Genomic DNA, 17397 nt, shown 5'->3' on the forward strand with positions numbered 1-17397 from the left:
AGTTACCTCTGCAACTATAGGCTTGCTGGACAGGCGTTTCGGTTGCGCTATGAAACGCATATGAGCATTCCTCCGCTGTTCGACCGCCTCCGGCTTCCCGTCATCGGCTCGCCGCTGTTCATCATCTCGGGACCGGAACTGGTCATCGCCCAGTGCAAGGCGGGGATCGTCGGCTCCTTCCCGGCGCTGAACGCACGGCCGCAGGCGTTGCTCGACGAATGGCTCCACCGCCTCACCGAGGAATTGGCGGCCCATAACCGCGATCATCCGGATCGCCCTGCCGCCCCCTTCGCGGTGAACCAGATCGTCCACCGGTCAAACGAACGGCTCGAAGCGGATCTTGCCACTTGTGCCAAGTGGCAGGTGCCGATCGTGATCACCTCGCTCGGCGCGCGGGAAGACCTCAACACGGCGGTCCACGCCTGGGGCGGGATCACGCTGCACGACGTGATCGACGACCGTTTTGCGCGCAAGGCGATCGAGAAGGGCGCAGATGGCCTCATCGCGGTTGCGGCGGGTGCGGGCGGCCATGCCGGAAGGCTCTCGCCCTTCGCGATCATCCAGGAAATCCGCCAGTGGTTCGATGGCCCCCTCGCCTTGTCGGGATCGATCGCGACCGGCGATGCTGTGCTGGCGGCGCAGGCGATGGGCGCGGATTTCGGCTATATCGGTTCGCCCTTCATCGCGAGCGTAGAAGCCAATGCCGATGCGGACTACAAACAGGGCATCGTTGACGGCAAGGCGTCGGACATCATCTACTCCAATCTGTTCACCGGGGTGCATGGCAATTATTTGCGCGGATCGATCGAGCGGGCTGGGATGGACCCAGATCATCTGCCCGAAGGCGACCTGAAAACGATGGATTTCGGAACCGGAAACGGATCGAAACCCAAGGCATGGAAGGACATCTGGGGATCGGGCCAGGGTATCGGCGTGATCGACCGGGTCGAGCCCGTGGCTGCGATGGTCGATCGTCTCGAACGACAGTATCACGCGGCGCGCGCGCGGCTGAACCTGTAACCGAGTTGGGCAACAAGCCCGAACGTCCTGCGTTTCGCGTTAGAAGGCGTGGGCCAGACGGCCCTGAAGCGCATGCACCGGGCTGTGGGTCACTACCGCCGTGCCGGCCTGTGCGGCATCGAGACGCGCGACCCGACCGTGCAATTCCCGACTCGCAGCGATCAATCGCTGCGCGCCGGTCGGCAAGGCCACCAGCGACCGCGGTTCGCTGACGGGCGCATCTCCCAACCGGCGCGAGGGGTCCAGCGCTTCCCGCAATTCCATTTCGCCAGCATCAACCGCGCGCTGGGTCAGAAGCCACGCGATGACGTGCATCAGTCGGGTGGTTACCTTGAGCGACTCGCAGCTGAAGGCCACCCGCGCCATCGGATCGAGTGCGTTGCGATCCGTCCGTCCGCCATCGTCGAAATAGCTGCGCGCTTCGTCCGCCAGAATCATCGCGTCGGTATAGAGCGCGTCGATCACGCGGCGGCGCATCCGCGAGTCGTGCAGGGATCCCGTCATGTCGTCCATGTCGCACAAATGCGCGGGCTGCGGTACGGTTTCAGCCTGCGGCTGCGACGAACCGAAAGTGGCACAACGTAGCGCGGTCGGCCGGTCGATCAGGCGATGATGTCCGGAACCAGTTGGTCCTCCAGCAGCGAGATTTCGTCGCGCAGCCGAAGCTTGCGCTTCTTGAACCGGGCAAGTTGCAGCTGGTCCGCCGACGCTCCATCGAGCAGCGCGGCGATCGCGGAGTCGAGATCACGATGCTCGACGCGCAACACTTCCAGGCGCTTTGCGATCAGGCTGTCGTCCATCGGTTCCCCATTCGATCCGCTGCCCTTAGCAAATGATCAATCCGCGGTCCGGATAAATTTCGGCCGGTCGCGCAATTCGGTGCACGCATCTCGCTGCATCGTATCTTTGGGGAGACAAGCAGCGCGGCAAGTGGTTTACTCCGCTCCCCCAAGCAGCACATGAAGGAGGTACGCAGACAATGCAGACCGCACATCATTCGGCCCTGGCAGCCAAGCATGCAGTCCTCGACCAGCGACTCGCTGCGGAGACGCAACGCCCGTTGCCCGACACGGCCACGATCGCCGCGTTGAAAAAGCAGAAATTGCTGATCAAGGAAGAATTAGAGCAGCTTCAATAAGCCTGCCGGGTCCGGGCGCGAAAGCGCCCGGACCGCTTTGGTGCCGGATCAGCGCAGGTTGCCGCGCGGAAGGATCGGCTTCACGAAAACGGGCGTATGCGCGCCCTGCCCCACTGGCTTCCGCGCCAGAAGCGGATCGATCTGGCGGTCGAAGGCAATCCCGATTCGCCCGGACGTCGACCAGGCTACATGACCGGGCACCCATCCGATGCCGCGGATATCGGCTTCGACACGCGCGTCACGGTCCAGACCTTCCGGATAGTCCGCCATCATCCCCCCGGCCGAAAGGTTGCGCACCCGAACCTGCCGCCCCGCGCTCACTCCGGCAAGACGCAATTCCGCCATCAGAAACAGGCTGTCGCGAACGTCCTGCCGGTTCGAAGTCGCATCGTCAGCCGAAACTGGTGCTTGATCTGGCGAATACTGGTCCATCGCGAAAGGTCGTGCCGTTCCCCGTTCAAAGCCCGTCGATAGCCAAAAATGGTTTAAAACGGCTTAAGATTTCGTGTCGGCCCGGCCAGCGCCCGGTCTATTCCTCGCGCGAGACCTTCTCGTGCCGCTCGTGCCGTTCCTGAGCCTCGACCGTCATCGTCGCGATCGGACGCGCTTCGAGCCGGGCCAGCGAAATCGGCTCGCCGGTGACTTCGCAATAGCCATATTCGCCCTCGTCGATCCGGCGCAACGCCGCCTCGATCTTGGAGATCAGCTTTCGCTGGCGATCGCGGGTGCGCAATTCGATCGACCAGTCGGTTTCGCTGGATGCGCGATCGGTAAGATCGGCCTCCCGCAGCGTATCCAGCTGCAACTGCGACAGCGTTCCCGCCGCCTCGCGCAGGATCGCTTCCTTCCAGGCTTGCAACTTCGCGCGGAAATAATCCTGCTGCCGCGGATTCATGAACACCTCATCGGCGCTCGGGCGGTATCCGTCATCGGCGCCTTTGGGCACCGCGACCTGTTCGGGTTCGTCCAATCGATTCAAGACCGTCGCCATCCCACTCTCTCCGCTCGGTCACTGGGTGCGTTTTGCACCTCCGGACCCCCCCGGGCCAACTCCATGTCGAGCGCGCCTATAGCATGCCGTTACAAGTCCACAAGCAGCACTGTTGCTGCAGCTTCGTTGTTTCTTTTCGGAAGCTTGCAGAAAAACACGCGCCGAGTGACCGATCATACCGCATTCGGCGCGAAAATACGGCGCGCGTGGAGGGCACCCCTGCGGCACTGTGTCATCGCGGTACACGGCCTTCGGCACGACAGCACCAGGCCGATAAATGACGCTTCGTCTGCGCCGATGTCGCGAATGAATGCGCGCTTAACGGGATGTTGAGCTCTGCCGGCGTTAAATGAATGCAATGTCGGTCCGGCGCAGGTTTGTCCCGGAGAGTAGCGAGTAGCGTCATGTCAGTTCGTATGGCCGCAGCCAAACTCTGCGCGTGTGTTTGCGGTGGCGCCGTGGTCGGCGGCGGCGCGGTTCATCTTGCCGACCGCGCCCAGCCGCGGCCGCATGGCGTGCACAAGCGGGTTGCACGCCCGTCGCCTGTGGTTGCTGCGCGTAACCCCGCATTGGGCGGCACGCATATCCGGCGCGCCGCTGCCACCTCGTGCGCAACCACCCAGCCGCTGGTTGCGCCGGCGTCCGAACAAGGTGTGCCACTCCCGATCGCCACGCCTTATACGGGACCGGCCAGCTTTTCGACCGCTGGCGCGGGCGCTCCGGCGGTGATCGGTGGCAACGGCGGTTTCGGCGGGGGCGGCTTCCTGTCAGGTGGTTTCCTCGGCGGTGGAGGCGGGTCCAGTGGAAGCGGCATGATCCTCGTCGCGACGTCGACCGGAACGTCCGGCGCCGGGTCATCGTCATCGGGTGGAACCGGACAAGACAGCGCGCCCGGTTCCTCGTCGACCGGCGGCAACGTGCTGACGTCCAATGGGGGGAGCGGCGACACCCGTACCGCCACGTCGAGCGGAGCAACGGGTGAAACATCCGGCGGCACGGTTTCCGGATCGGGATCGCCGACGTCGACCGGCGGATCGAGTTCCGGCAGCACCAACGGGAGCGGTAGTGCCGCGCGCGGCGCCGGCAACCCGCGTGACCCCAATGCCCCGCCCGCGCCGGTTCCCGCGCCGCCGATGGTCTGGCTGTTCGGAGCCGCGGCCGCCGCCCTCATGGTCCGTGGTCGGTTGAGCCGGCGCGGCCGCTTCTCAGCCGACGCAAGGCTGGTCGATTGACGAGGGCACGGTGTCTTGCCTAGCCGCGCGGGCAGCGCCATAGCCCCGTCATGCACGATATCCGTCTCATCCGCGACGATCCCGCCGCGTTCGATGCCGCGCTCGCCCGTCGTGGCGTAGCCCCGGTTGCCGCCGAGCTGGTTGCCCTCGATGAGCGGCACCGCGCCCTGACGACCGAATCGCAGGTTGCACTGGCGCGCCGCAACGAAGCGTCGAAGGCGATCGGCGCCGCCAAGGCTGCCAGGGACGATGCGACGTCTGCCGCGTTGATGGAAGAAGTCGCGGCGTTGAAGCAACGCCTGCCCGCGATCGAAGCAGAAGCCAAGACCCTGGGCGACGCGCTCGCCGAGCGGCTGGCAGTCTTGCCGAACGTGCCGCTCGCCGACGTTCCGGAGGGTGCGGACGAAGACGACAACGTCGTCGTTGCCGAGCACGGCACCCACCCGACCTTTACGTTCAAGCCAGCCGAACACGATTCGATCGGCCCGGCGCTGGGGCTAGATTTCGAGACCGGCGCGGCCATGTCCGGCGCGCGCTTCACGCTGCTGCGCGGCGCCGCCGCGCGGTTGCACCGCGCGTTGGGCCAGTTCATGCTCGACACGCTGGCGCGCGACCACGGCTACGAGCAGGTCGTGCCGCCGTTGCTGGTTCGCGACGAGGCGCTGTTCGGCACCGGGCAGTTGCCGAAGTTCGCCGAGGATTTGTTTCGCACGACCGATGGCCGGTGGCTGATCCCGACCGCGGAAGTCAGCCTGACCAACATCGTCGCCGACAGTATTCTTGCCGAATCCGAACTGCCGTTGCGTTTTGCTGCACTGACGGTCTGTTTCCGCTCCGAGGCGGGCGCGGCCGGCCGGGATACGCGCGGGTTCATCCGCCAGCATCAGTTCGAAAAGGTGGAGATGGTATCGATCGTCTCGCCCGACGCGTCGGAAGCGGAACATGAGCGGATGACGGCCTGTGCGGAAGCGATCTTGACCGCGCTGGAGCTGCCGTTTCGCCGGATGAAACTGTGCACCGGCGACATGGGATTCACCGCAGCACGCACGTACGACCTGGAAGTCTGGCTGCCGGGGCAGGATCGGTATCGCGAGATTTCGAGTTGCTCGACCTGCACGGATTTCCAGGCACGCCGGATGAACGCACGCTATCGTCCCGATGGGGAAAAGGGAACGCGCTTCGTCCATACGCTGAACGGGTCCGGCCTGGCGGTCGGTCGTACGCTGGTTGCGGTTCTGGAAAACTACCAGCGCGAGGACGGGTCCGTCGTCGTCCCGCCGGTTCTGCAATCCTATCTCGGGGGGCTGAACCGGCTCGAGCCGACCCGATAATGCGGATCCTGCTGACCAACGATGACGGTTATCATGCGCCTGGGCTCAAGATCCTGGAGGAGATTGCCGCGCGCCTGTCAGACGACATCTGGATCGTGGCGCCGAGCGAGGAACAATCCGGCGCGGGCCATTCGCTGACGTTGACCCGGCCGCTTCGGGTGCGGCGGCACGGCGACAAGCGATTCGCGGTCGCCGGCACGCCGACCGATGCCGTGATGATGGCGCTGGGCCGAATCATGCAGGACCATAAACCCGACCTGATCCTGTCGGGCGTCAATCGTGGGGCCAATCTCGCGGAAGACGTCACCTATTCGGGGACGGTATCGGCAGCGATGGAAGGGGCACTTGCCGGTGTCCGCTCGATCGCGCTCAGTCAGGCCTATACCCGCGAAGGCGCGGGCGATGCCGTTCCCTTCGGGGCGGCGGCCCTGTGGGGAGAGCGTGTGCTGCGCCCGCTGCTCGACGCGCCGCTGGAACCCCGGACGCTCGTCAACGTCAATTTTCCGCCCATCGCCGCGGACGCGGTCAAGGGCATCAAGATCGTGCAGCAAGGGTTTCGCGATTATGGACGATTGCAGATCGTGACCAACCGTGACCCGCGCGGGTATGACTATCACTGGTTCGCGCTGGGACAGACGGTCGAGACCCCGACGCATGCCAGCGACCTGGAAGCGATTGCGGACGGATATGTCGCGGTAACGCCGCTGCATCTCGACCTGACACATCGCGCATCGCTCGCTATGCTGACGGAGCAGTACCGCTAACGTCATGCGAATGGGGCCTTTCGGGATGACGGTTGTTCCTCTTGCGATGGTCGCCATCCTGCTCACGGCGTGTATCCCGCAGGACGAACCGCCCCCGCGCGGCTATCCACCCCCCTCCTATCAAACCCGCGCCGACACCTGGCGCGCTGGTGCACCCGACGAGGAAGCGCCGCCACCCCGGCGGATCCGCCAGCGGACGCCCCCGCGCTACGCGCCCCGGGACGACCAACGTCCGTATGAGCCCCAAGGCGGATATCGTCCCGACCAACCCCCGCTGCCGCGCGCCGATCGGCGTGTCACCACCCTTCCCGCCCCGCTCGCCGCTTGGCAGGCGAGTCCGGTCCAGCCATCGGCGCAAACCGTCGAACCCTCGACCTACGTCGTCCGCCCAGGCGACACACTGAGCGCGATCGGCGATCGAACCGGCGCCGGATCGGATGCGATCGCGCGCGCCAACCGCCTTCCCGTGCCGTTCGTAGTCCGCGCGGGTCAACGGCTGACCATCCCAGGCGGGCGGTATCACCGTGTCGCGGCCGGCCAGACCGGGATCGCCATTTCCCGCGCCTATGGCGTGGACTGGTCACGCATCGTCGCGGCCAACGACTTGCGGGAACCCTATACGCTCCGCGCCGGAATGCGGGTGCTGATCCCCGGCTCGACGTCGAGGAGCACCGCCGCGGAACGCGCCGCCGCCTTCACGCTGGACATCGACGATATCGTGACCGGCAGCGAGCCCGCACTCGCCGCCAACCAGCACCCGGTACGTCCTACGCTTTCCCCGGGTCGCATGCTTGCCCCGAGCCAGGCGGTTGCCGCGCCGCCGCGCCTGACCAGTGGGTTCGACTGGCCGGTCCATGGCCGGATCGTCGTGCGGTTCGGGCCGGGCGCACGCGGGGAACGCTACAATGGCGTCAAGATTGCCGTTCCGCTCGGCACGCCGGTCCTTGCGGCAGCCGATGGGGTCGTGGCCTATGCCGGAAGCGGCATTCCGCAACTCGGCGGCGTGATCATCGTGCGGCATGGCGACGGGTGGGCGACGGTCTACGGTCATGCCAGCAAGTTGCTGGTGCAACGCGGCCAGGCCGTACGCCGCGGTCAAACGATTGCCGTGTCGGGCGACACCGGCGGTGCAGCCAGGCCAGAAGTCCATTTCGAGATGCGCAAGGGGCGCACGCCGATCGACCCGCAGCGGCAGCTTCCGGCAATCTGACGCGCCGCTTCGCAGGGTGACGCGGCGGTCGGACTTTTGTAAAGCCACGCCATGACCAGCTATTCCTCCGACCTGCTCCGCTTGCTCTCGACGCGCGGCTACATCCATCAGGCGACCGACGGCGCCGCGCTCGATGCGCTGGCAAGCAAGCAGATCGTGCCCGGCTACATCGGCTTCGACCCGACCGCGCCGTCGCTCCACGTCGGTAGCCTCGTCCAGATCATGCTGCTGCGCCGCCTCCAGCAGAGCGGGCACAAGCCGATCGTGCTGATGGGCGGCGGGACCGGCAAGATCGGCGACCCGAGCTTCAAGGACGAAGCGCGCAAGATGCTGACCGAGGATACGCTCGCCACCAACGTCGCGTCGATCCGGCGGATCTTCGAGCGTTTCCTGACCTTCGGCGACGGGCCGACCGACGCGGTGATGCTCGACAATGCCGAGTGGCTCGACGCGCTCGAATACATTCCGTTCCTGCGCGACGTCGGCCAGCATTTCTCGATCAACCGGATGCTCAGCTTCGATTCGGTCAAGCTCCGTCTCGACCGCGAACAGTCACTGAGCTTCCTCGAGTTCAACTACATGATCCTCCAGGCCTATGACTTCCTGGAACTGTCGCGTCGCGCCGGGTGCCGGTTGCAGCTGGGCGGGTCGGACCAGTGGGGCAATATCGTCAACGGGATCGAGCTCGCCCGCCGGATGGATGGGACCGAGGTGTTCGGCGTCACCACCCCGCTGATCACGACCGCCGATGGCGGCAAGATGGGCAAGACGATGGCGGGCGCGGTGTGGCTCCACGAGGACCAGCTGCCGCATTTCGATTACTGGCAATTCTGGCGCAACACCGACGACCGCGACGTAGGGCGTTTCCTCCGGCTGTTCACCGACCTGCCGCTCGACGAGATCGCGCGGCTCGAGGCGCTCGAGGGCGCCGAGATCAACGAGGCGAAGAAGATCCTTGCCGACGCCGCTACTGCGCTGTGCCGCGGCCCGGACGCGGCCGCCGAGGCCGCCGAGACCGCGCGCAAGACGTTCGAGGAAGGGAGCGCCGGGGGCTCGCTGCCGACCTTTGTCGTCGATGGCAGCATCGGGATCGTCGACGCGCTGGTCGGGCTCGGGCTGGCTGCGTCCAAGGGCGAGGCGCGCCGTCTGATCAAGGGGGGCGGCGCGCGGGTCGGCGCGGACAAGGTGACCGACGAAGCGCTGGTCGTCACGGTCGGCGACGAACCGGTCCGGATCGCGGCGGGCAAGAAACATCACGGACTGCTGGTACGCGGCTGACGTTCCTTACGTATTGCGGGCAACCACAAGTAAATCGGACGGAATCTAGAAGAGCTTAAGGCGCGTTCACTGTGTTCGTTACGGTCCGCTTCATCCGAAAGGACTAGCGCTGCCAGAGCCGAACAAAGGAACTGGCGATGGCGAAGGCACTGGCACAAAAGGCTTCGAACCAACGCGCCCTGCAACGGGACGAAGTTCATTATCGCGCGCGAGCAACCGATACCAAGGGTGCCCCGGCGGCCTTGTTGATCGTCAACATTACCGTGATGGGGATGATGGCGCGCGGAGAGATGGCGGGCGATGTCGGTGATCGCGTGTGGATCACATTGCCCGTCGTCGGTTCAGTGGCGGCCGAAATCCGCTGGGCGCTTGGCGGGCGGATCGGCTTCGAGCTGACCCCGTCAATCGCGCTGTCCGACTATGACGCGGTGCTGAAGGCGATGGTGTAACGCGGGACACACCTCTCGCTAGCGTTCCACCTCACCCGGACCGTAGCAACGCGACCCCGGCATCGCGCTCGAACAGATACAGCGCCGTCCGCGCCGCTTGCCCGCGCGTGCCGTCCAAGCCACCATCGCGATCGATCAGCAACCGCGCGTCGTCGGTCGCGACCGGCAGCAGGGCGCCGAGCATCTCGGGCGTCGCCAGCCGGAACCCCGCCTCGCCCGACTGCCGCGTCCCGAGCAGTTCGCCCGCCCCGCGCAACCGCAGATCTTCCTCCGCGATGCGAAAACCGTCGGTCGTCTCGCGCATCAACGCGAGCCGCGCGCGGGAGGTTTCGCTGAGGCTTCCGCCGCGGATCAGCAGGCAATTCGATTTGCCGCCACCGCGCCCAACCCGCCCGCGCAACTGGTGCAACTGGGCGAGCCCGAAGCGGTCGGCATGTTCGATCACGATCAGCGTCGCATTGGGCACGTCGACCCCGACCTCGATTACCGTCGTTGCGACCAGCACGCCGTGGCGCGCCTCGGAGAACGCCTGCATCGTCGCGTCCTTGTCGGCGGGCTTCATCCGCCCATGGACGAGCCCGACCGCATCGCCGAACCGCCCGCGCAGCATCTCGGCGCGCGCTTCCGCCGCCGCCATGTCGCTCTTTTCGCTCTCCTCGACCAGCGGGCACACCCAATAGGCCTGCCCGCCCTCCGCGAGATGCCGCGCCAGTGCCTCGACCACCTCGGGGAGCCGATCTTCCGAGATTACGCGCGTTTCGATCGGTTGTCGGCCCGGCGGCATCTCGTCGAGCTGGCTGACGTCCATCTCGCCGTAGTTCGCCAGCGTCAGCGTCCGCGGGATCGGTGTCGCGGTCATCGCGAGCAGGTGCGGGCTGCGCCCCTTGGCCTGCAGCAACATCCGCTGCGCGACGCCGAAGCGATGCTGCTCGTCGACCACGACCAGCCCGAGGTCCTTGTAGGCGACCGTCTCCTGGAAGATCGCATGGGTGCCGATCAGGATGTGGATCTGTCCCGCGGCGAGCCCCATCAGCACGCCCTCGCGCACGCGGCCCTTGTCCCGCCCGGTCAGCACCGCGATCTCGATCGGCAGACCACCGAGCAACCGCCGCAGCGATTCGTAATGCTGTCGTGCGAGAATTTCGGTCGGCGCGAGCAACGCCGCCTGCGCGCCACCTTCTACCGCGACGAGCATCGCGAGCGCCGCGACCAGGGTCTTGCCCGATCCGACGTCGCCCTGCAGCAGCCGCAGCATCGGTTGTGCCTGCGCCAGATCACCCTCGATCTCGCGGATCGTCCGCGCCTGCGCGCCCGTCAGGTCGTAGGGCAATTTCAACGCATCGCGCAGCCGCCCATCGCCCGCCAGCGCGCGTCCCTTGCGTGCGCGCGACGATTGCCGGACCAGCATCAGCGCGAGCTGGTTGGCGAACAGCTCGTCATAGGCGAGCCGCTCGTGCGCCTTGGCGTCGGCGGGGTCGGCATGGATCCGCGCGAGAGCCTCCCGCCACGCGGGCCATTCGTTCTTCGCGAGCAGCCCGGGCTCGATCCATTCGGCCAGATCCGGCGCGCGCTCGACCGACTGCGCGGCGAGCTGGCTCATCCGCCGCGACGAGATCCCCTCGGACAGCGGGTAGATCGCCTCGCGCTCGGCCATGTCGCCGGCTTCGTCGAGCGGCAAGACATAGTCGGGGTGGACCATTTGAAGGTCTTGCCCGTAATGCTCGAGCTTGCCCGACACGCGGCGCAGCTCGCCCAGCGGCGCGAGCTTCTTCGCCCAGCCCGGATGCCCGCCGAAATAGACGAGGCTGACGTAATTCCCCTTGGCGTCGGTCGCCTGCACGCGCGTCGGCCCGCGCCCGTTGCTCGACCGGTAGGAGACCGCAGTCAGCGTGATGACGATGATCCGCCCCGAATCCGCCATGTCGAGCTCGTCGCGCGGCAAGCGATCGACCCAGCCGGTCGGTAAATGGAACGCCACGTCGACCACGCGCGCGAGTCCCAGGCGGTCGAGCGGCTTCGCCAGCGCAGGGCCGATGCCCTTCAATGCCGTAACTTCGGCGAACAATGGATTGAGGATGTCGGGTCGCATGTCTATCTGAAGCGCTCTTACCCCTCCCCGATCCCCGCCGCCAGCACCTGCGCGCGGGTGTCGGGCAATTGTCGTTGGGATCCGCATGGACCGAGATATCCGCCTCAAGCGCCTGCATTTCCGCAGCCATCATCGCGGCACCAAGGAAGCCGACCTGCTGATCGGCGGCTTCTTCGATTCCGCGCACGCACGCTGGGACGACACCGAGATCGCCTTGTTCGAGGAGCTGATCGAGGAACAGGACGTCGACATCATGGCCTGGGCGATCGGTATGGAACCCGCGCCGGAACGCTATGCCGGGTCGATCGTCGAGGCGCTGAAGCAACTCAATTACGTGCCGATCGCGAAGTAAATCTCCCTCTCCCCGCTTTGCGGGGAGAGGGCTTGGGAGAGGGGCAGTCCAGCAGCGCTGCACCCGATACTGCCCCTCTCCCCGCCAACGGGGAGCGGGAGAAAGAAGAGAATGCCTAACCTTCAGACGATCCTCACCGCCAAGACCCCGCTGACGCTCGCCGGCGTGCCGACCGGATTCGAGCCATGGCTGCTCGCGGACCTGTCGCGTGCCGCCAAGGCGCGCGCGGTGTTCGTCGCGCCGGACGAGGCCGCAATGCGCGCGATCGCCTCGACCGCACAGACGTTCGCACCCGAACTCGAGGTGCTGACCTTCCCGGCATGGGATTGCCTGCCCTACGACCGCGCCTCCCCCACGCTGCGCGTGATGGCGGAGCGAATGGCGACGCTCCACCGGCTCCAGCAGAAGCCGGATGGCCCGCAGTTGCTGGTGACGACCGTCAACGCGGTGGCGCAGCGCACGCTCACCCCGTTCCGCATTCGCCAGCTCGTCGCACGGCTAGCTCCGAAGGAACGGATCGGGCGCGACCGGCTGGCGACACTGTTGCAAGCCAATGGCTATGTCCGCGTGGAAACCGTTGCCGATGCAGGCGAATTCGCAGTTCGCGGCGGCTTGGTCGATTTGTATCCGTCGGGCGAGACGCAGGCGCTTCGGCTCGATTTCTTCGGCGACGAGATCGAAAGCGTCCGCACCTTCGACCCAGCCGATCAACGCACCACCGGGCGGATTGACGGCTTCGTCCTGCTCCCCGCCTCCGAAACGCTGCTCGACGAAGACAGCATCAAGCGGTTCCGCGCGCGCTATCGCGAACGGTTCGGCGCGACCGCGACCGGCGATCCGCTGTATCAGGCGATCAGCGACGGGCGGCGTCTTGCGGGGATGGAGCATTGGCTCCCGCTGTTCGAGGAGAAGATGGCGACGCTGTTCGATCATCTCGGCGACGACGCCGTCATGGTCCGCGATGCGGGCGCGGTCGCGGCGGCCGAGGCGCGGTTCGAGGCGATCACCGATTATCACGGCAACCGCGTCAAGGCGCAGTCGAGCGACCCGGGCAGCTACCGGCCGCTTCCGCCAGACGCCTTGTACCTGACCGCCAAGGACTTTGCGCAGCAGCTCGATGTTGCCCCGGCGCACCGCATCACCGCGTTCCACGAACCCGAAAGCGCAAGCGTGCTCGACTTCGGCGTCGACGGCCCGCGCGACTTCGGCGCGGAGCGTGCGAGCGGCGTCAACATCTACGAAGCGGTCGTAGAGCATCTCGGCAAGTTACGGAAAGACGGCAAGAAAGCGATCCTCGCCAGCTACTCCACGGGTTCGCGCGACCGCCTCGCCGGGCTGCTCGCCGACCACGAACTGACCAATACGGTCAAGGTCGATAGCTGGCAGCAGGCGCTCGGCGTCGGCGCCAAGTCCGTGGCGCTGCTGGTCCTGCCGCTCGACCACGGCTTCTCGGGGCCCGAAGTCGCGCTGCTGACCGAGCAGGACATGCTCGGCGACCGGCTCGTGCGTCGGAACAAGCGCAAGAAGTCCGCCGACGCATTCCTCGCCGAACTGGCGATGCTGACACCGGGCGATCTGGTCGTCCACGCCGACCACGGCATTGGCCGCTACGAAGGCCTGACCTCGATCCCGGTCGGCCAGGCACCGCATGATTGCGTCGCGCTGACCTACGCGGGCGGCGACAAACTGTTCGTGCCGGTCGAGAACCTCGAAGTTCTGACCCGCTATGGCTCCGACGCCGACGGCGCGAGCCTCGACAAGCTCGGTGGCGAAGCCTGGCAGCGCCGCAAGAGCCGGATGAAGGAGCGAATCCGCGAAATCGCTGGCGAGCTGATCGCGACCGCTGCCGAGCGAGCGCTGCGTCCGGCGGATACGATCGAGCGCGACAGTGGCTATGCCGCCTTCGTCGACCGCTTTCCGTATGAGGAAACCGAGGATCAGGATCGCGCGATCGAGGACGTCATGGGCGATCTCGAGAAGGGCACGCCGATGGATCGCCTCGTCGTCGGCGACGTCGGTTTCGGCAAGACCGAGGTCGCGCTGCGTGCCGCCTTTGCTGCTGCGATGGCGGGGTTGCAGGTCGCGGTGGTCTGCCCGACGACGCTGCTCGCGCGTCAGCATTTCAACAACTTCAAGGCACGGCTCGAAGGCTTTCCGCTCAACGTCGGGCGTTTGTCGCGGCTGGTGCCCGCGGGCGAGGCGAAGACGACAAAGGAGGGCCTTGCAGACGGCACGATCGACGTCGTCGTCGGAACCCATGCGATCCTGGCGAAGGGGATCGATTTCAAACGCTTGGGCCTCGTCATTGTCGATGAGGAACAGCGCTTCGGGGTGACCCACAAGGAACGCCTCAAGTCGCTCAAGGCCAACGTCCACGTCCTGACGCTGACCGCCACGCCGATCCCGCGCACGCTCCAGATGGCGATGTCGGGCCTGCGCGAACTGTCGGTGATCCAGACCCCGCCGGTCGATCGCCTCGCGGTGCGCACCTATGTGATGCCGTGGGATCCGATCGTGCTGCGCGAGGCGTTGCTCCGCGAACATTATCGCGGCGGGCAAAGCTTCTTCGTCACACCCCGGATCAAGGATCTTCCGGATATCGAGGAGTTCCTTCGCGAATCCGTCCCCGAGGTGCGCTTCGTCGTGGCGCACGGCCAGATGTCGCCGACCGAGGTCGAGGAGCGCATGTCCGCCTTCTACGACAAGAAGTTCGAGGTGCTCGTCTCCACCACGATCGTCGAAAGCGGGCTCGATATTCCGAGCGCGAACACGATGATCATCCACCGCGCCGACCGCTTTGGCCTCGCGCAGCTGTACCAGCTTCGTGGTCGCGTCGGGCGCGCCAAGACGCGCGCCTATGCCTATCTCACGACCCCAGCCGACCGGATCCTGACCGAGACCGCCGAGAAGCGGCTCAAGATCCTGTCCGACCTCGACAGCCTCGGCGGCGGGTTCCAGCTTGCCAGCCATGATCTCGACCAGCGCGGCGCGGGCAATCTGCTCGGTGACGAACAATCGGGGCATATCAAGGAGGTTGGCTACGAACTCTACCAGTCGATGCTGGAAGAGGCGATCATGGATGCCAAGGCCGGCGGCCAGCGTCTGCGCCCGAAGGACTTCTCGCCGCAGATCACGGTCGACGCGCCGATCCTCATCCCCGAGACCTATGTCCCCGATCTCGACCTGCGGATGGGGCTGTATCGCCGCCTCAACGATGTCGAGGACCAGAATGCGCTGGAAGGCTTCGCCGCCGAACTGATCGATCGTTTCGGCGCGCTGCCGGCGCCGACCGAGAACCTCGTCCGCCTCATCGAGATCAAGCTCAACGCCAAGAAGGCGTGCGTGTCGAAGATCGACGTCGGGCCGAAGGGCGCGCTGGTGTCGTTCTTCAACGACGCGCCGCCCAACATCACAGGGCTGCTCGCGTGGGTCGGGAAGCTCGACGGAGTCGCGCGGTTGCGGCCCGATTCGAAGCTTGTCGTCACGCGCAGCTGGGGCGATCCCAAGGCGCGGCTGCACGGTGCGTTGCAATTGTCCAAGGGCCTCGCGCGCGCGGCGGGATGATGTCGCCCGCTAGTGGGCAGCGACGAGCGTCGAGAGGGCCGGGACCGACAGCGGCTCGGCACACAGGAACCCCTGGTAGATCTGGCATCCCTCGGTCGCCAGGCCTTCCAACTGTTCTTGCGTCTCGACGCCTTCGGCGATGACGGTCAGCCCCAGCGAGCGCGCCATGTCGATCACGCCGCGCACGACGATCCGGTCGCGCGGCGACCCGGTGATGTCCTGCGCGAGCTTCTTGTCGATCTTGAGGTAATCCAGCGGGAGCGCCTTGAGATAGGCAAGGCTGGAATAACCCGTGCCGAAATCGTCGATGGCGGTGCGACAACCGGCACCGCGCAGCACCGACAGCAATGCCGCGGCAACGCCGAGATCTTCGATCAACCCACTTTCGGTGATCTCCAGCGTCAATCGCGTGCGCGGGAAACCGCTCGCGTCGACCCGATCGAGAAAAAGATCGGCGAAGCCGGGCCGCGCGATATCCGCCGCGGTCAGATTGAGCGAGAGCCGCACGTCGGCAAGTTCCGGCGGCCAGTTTGCGGCCTGCGCCAAGGCTAAACGCTGGATATGATCGGAAAGTCCGATTTCGAGATCGGCTCGCTGTGCCGCTGCGAACAGGGTCTCCGCGCCGATCGTCCCGAGCGTACTGTGTTGCCAGCGCGCCAGGGCTTCGACCCCGACGATCTCCCCCGTGGCGATCGCGACCTGCGGCTGAAACAGGATGCCGATGTCGTTGCGCTCGATGGCGTAGTGCAGTTCGACCGCCAGGCGGTCGATCGCGGCACTGCCCCCGTCGGCATCCGCAACCCGCAAGGTCGCACTATCGGATTCTCGCGCCTCGGCCAGGGCTTCGCTGGCGCGGCGCAACAGGCTAGCCGCATCGTCCTGCGGCGATGCCTCCGCCAGGCCGATCCGACACCCCAGAACCGCAATCGCATCGCCACTGACGAACGGGCGGGCCAAGGCCGACGCGATCCGCTCGGCAACAAGGTCGATCCGCAGGCGTGGTGCCTGCATTGCCACCAGGAATGTCGAACCGCCCATGCGCGCGACCAGGGCATCCCGCCCGAGCATCTCGTGAACGGCATCCTTCACGCGCGCCTGCGCCGAGCGCAGCAGGGCATCCCCTGCCGCGCGACCGTAGGCGGTATTGACCATTTCGAACCGGTTCAACGCGATCAGCAGAATATGCAACGGCGCCACCCCGGCCCCGTCGAGATGCTTTGTCAGCCAGCGGCGCGCGCTGCCGGCGTCGCGCGCGCCCGCCAGTGCTTCCCGCACTTCGGCGGCAGGTTCGGGCGTGCTGCCCAGCGGTTCGACCACGGCGTCGACTCGCCCCGCGCCAGGGTCGAATTGCAAGTGCTGGACGATGCGGCCGACGCCCTCGAGATCGTGCGCGAACGCCGTCGCGGGGCGGAGTCCGGTCATGCGTCGCAACGCGGCCGTCGCGGCCAGTCGATCGCCCTGGTCCAACCGCCGCAGGACCGTTCGAACGGTCGGTTGCTCGTCGCAGCCCAACAGGCTGGCGAGCCCGGGCGTCAAAATCAGCGTGCGATCCGCCCGGGCATAGCGCCATCCCAAGGGCGCGAATACCGCCCCGGCTTGCCATTCCCGCGCCATGCGCTCGGCATGGCGAGCGGAAAACCGCAAGGCTTGCAGGAACTCTGCGTCGCTGAAGGGGCTTGCTAGAAAATGTGTGGCGCCGGCGTCGTAGAGCGCGGTGATCGCGCCATTCTCGCCCCGCGACACCAGCGCGAGCAACGCCCCCCCGTTGGCTTCGATCGCGCTGCCGAGCGCCGCGGTCGCCGCAAGCCCCTCCGCCGCGGCGCCCCGCGCGTCGACGACCGCTACGGCCGCACCGCTCGACAGGAAACGGCGCTCGGCCCCTCCGGCGCGACGGGCGGCAACGACCTGCCACCCGGCCGCCGCAGCGATTGAGGCAAGTTCGTCGCGCTGACGGAAAGACAAGACGAACAATGGTGCGG

At 66.3% G+C, this 17397-nt stretch carries 16 protein-coding genes; 10 read left to right on the plus strand and 6 right to left on the minus strand.

What is annotated here, in order from left to right; all coding sequences use genetic code 11:
- The first annotated feature begins 60 nt into the window (after positions 1-60).
- On the plus strand, positions 61-1020 hold the full coding sequence (locus L8K25_RS11670; RefSeq protein WP_242139074.1) for a nitronate monooxygenase family protein: 960 nt from the start codon (positions 61-63) through the stop codon (positions 1018-1020).
- A gap of 39 nt (positions 1021-1059) precedes the next feature.
- Here L8K25_RS11670 and L8K25_RS11675 read toward each other — a convergent pair whose 3' ends face one another.
- Positions 1060-1524 carry a DUF1465 family protein gene (locus tag L8K25_RS11675; RefSeq protein ID WP_242139075.1) on the minus strand — a complete coding sequence of 155 codons (465 nt, stop codon included), beginning with the start codon at positions 1522-1524 and terminating at the stop codon, positions 1060-1062.
- Positions 1525-1622: 98 nt separating this feature from the next.
- On the minus strand, positions 1623-1820 hold the full coding sequence (locus tag L8K25_RS11680) for a DUF465 domain-containing protein (RefSeq protein WP_242139076.1): 198 nt from the start codon (positions 1818-1820) through the stop codon (positions 1623-1625).
- A 179-nt stretch (positions 1821-1999) separates the two neighbouring features.
- Here L8K25_RS11680 and L8K25_RS11685 point away from each other — a divergent pair, with 179 nt between their 5' ends.
- Complete coding sequence (locus tag L8K25_RS11685) at positions 2000-2158, plus strand: YdcH family protein (protein WP_242139077.1); 159 nt, start codon at positions 2000-2002, stop codon at positions 2156-2158.
- Positions 2159-2206: 48 nt separating this feature from the next.
- Here the strand turns inward: L8K25_RS11685 and L8K25_RS11690 are convergent, their stop codons facing one another.
- Together L8K25_RS11690 and dksA are read right to left on the minus strand one after the other, a co-directional pair.
- The gene (locus L8K25_RS11690) at positions 2207-2590 is read right to left on the minus strand and encodes a PilZ domain-containing protein (RefSeq protein WP_242139078.1); all 384 of its coding nucleotides are present in this window, start codon (positions 2588-2590) and stop codon (positions 2207-2209) included.
- 97 nt (positions 2591-2687) lie between these two features.
- On the minus strand, positions 2688-3149 hold the full coding sequence (dksA, locus tag L8K25_RS11695; protein WP_242139079.1) for an RNA polymerase-binding protein DksA: 462 nt from the start codon (positions 3147-3149) through the stop codon (positions 2688-2690).
- Between the two features lie 404 nt (positions 3150-3553).
- Between dksA and L8K25_RS11700 the strand changes: the two genes are divergently transcribed.
- The 6 genes from L8K25_RS11700 to L8K25_RS11725 all read left to right on the plus strand — a co-directional run bounded on the left by L8K25_RS11700 (position 3554) and on the right by L8K25_RS11725 (position 9413).
- Positions 3554-4381 (plus strand): hypothetical protein, encoded by an 828-nt coding sequence (locus L8K25_RS11700; RefSeq protein WP_242139285.1) that lies wholly within the window; start codon positions 3554-3556, stop codon positions 4379-4381.
- A gap of 50 nt (positions 4382-4431) precedes the next feature.
- Positions 4432-5712 (plus strand): serine--tRNA ligase, encoded by a 1281-nt coding sequence (gene serS, locus L8K25_RS11705; protein WP_242139080.1) that lies wholly within the window; start codon positions 4432-4434, stop codon positions 5710-5712.
- Entirely contained in the window at positions 5712-6476 is a 765-nt protein-coding gene (surE, locus tag L8K25_RS11710) for a 5'/3'-nucleotidase SurE (RefSeq protein ID WP_242139081.1), read from the plus strand. Before serS ends, surE begins: the two co-directional genes overlap by 1 nt.
- Before the next feature lie 25 nt (positions 6477-6501).
- A complete protein-coding gene (locus tag L8K25_RS11715; RefSeq protein WP_242139082.1) occupies positions 6502-7686 on the plus strand; it encodes a M23 family metallopeptidase in 1185 nt (394 codons plus the stop codon).
- 51 nt (positions 7687-7737) lie between these two features.
- Positions 7738-8964, plus strand: coding sequence for a tyrosine--tRNA ligase (gene tyrS, locus L8K25_RS11720; RefSeq protein ID WP_242139083.1), 1227 nt, complete (start codon positions 7738-7740; stop codon positions 8962-8964).
- Between the two features lie 137 nt (positions 8965-9101).
- On the plus strand, positions 9102-9413 hold the full coding sequence (locus L8K25_RS11725) for a PilZ domain-containing protein (RefSeq protein WP_242139084.1): 312 nt from the start codon (positions 9102-9104) through the stop codon (positions 9411-9413).
- Between the two features lie 31 nt (positions 9414-9444).
- Here the strand turns inward: L8K25_RS11725 and recG are convergent, their stop codons facing one another.
- Positions 9445-11502 (minus strand): ATP-dependent DNA helicase RecG, encoded by a 2058-nt coding sequence (gene recG / locus L8K25_RS11730; protein ID WP_242139085.1) that lies wholly within the window; start codon positions 11500-11502, stop codon positions 9445-9447.
- Between the two features lie 85 nt (positions 11503-11587).
- On the opposite strand from recG, the gene L8K25_RS11735 reads away from it, so the two are divergent.
- Both L8K25_RS11735 and mfd read left to right on the plus strand, forming a co-directional pair.
- Positions 11588-11854 (plus strand): succinate dehydrogenase assembly factor 2, encoded by a 267-nt coding sequence (locus L8K25_RS11735; RefSeq protein ID WP_242139086.1) that lies wholly within the window; start codon positions 11588-11590, stop codon positions 11852-11854.
- Between the two features lie 111 nt (positions 11855-11965).
- A complete protein-coding gene (gene mfd / locus L8K25_RS11740; protein WP_242139087.1) occupies positions 11966-15418 on the plus strand; it encodes a transcription-repair coupling factor in 3453 nt (1150 codons plus the stop codon).
- 9 nt (positions 15419-15427) lie between these two features.
- On the opposite strand, the gene L8K25_RS11745 is transcribed toward mfd, so the two are convergent.
- Entirely contained in the window at positions 15428-17389 is a 1962-nt protein-coding gene (locus tag L8K25_RS11745) for a GGDEF domain-containing phosphodiesterase (RefSeq protein WP_242139088.1), read from the minus strand.
- Between the last annotated feature and the right edge of the window lie 8 nt (positions 17390-17397).

The organism is Sphingomonas sp. TREG-RG-20F-R18-01 (assembly GCF_022662475.1).
Classification (GTDB): domain Bacteria; phylum Pseudomonadota; class Alphaproteobacteria; order Sphingomonadales; family Sphingomonadaceae; genus Sphingomonas.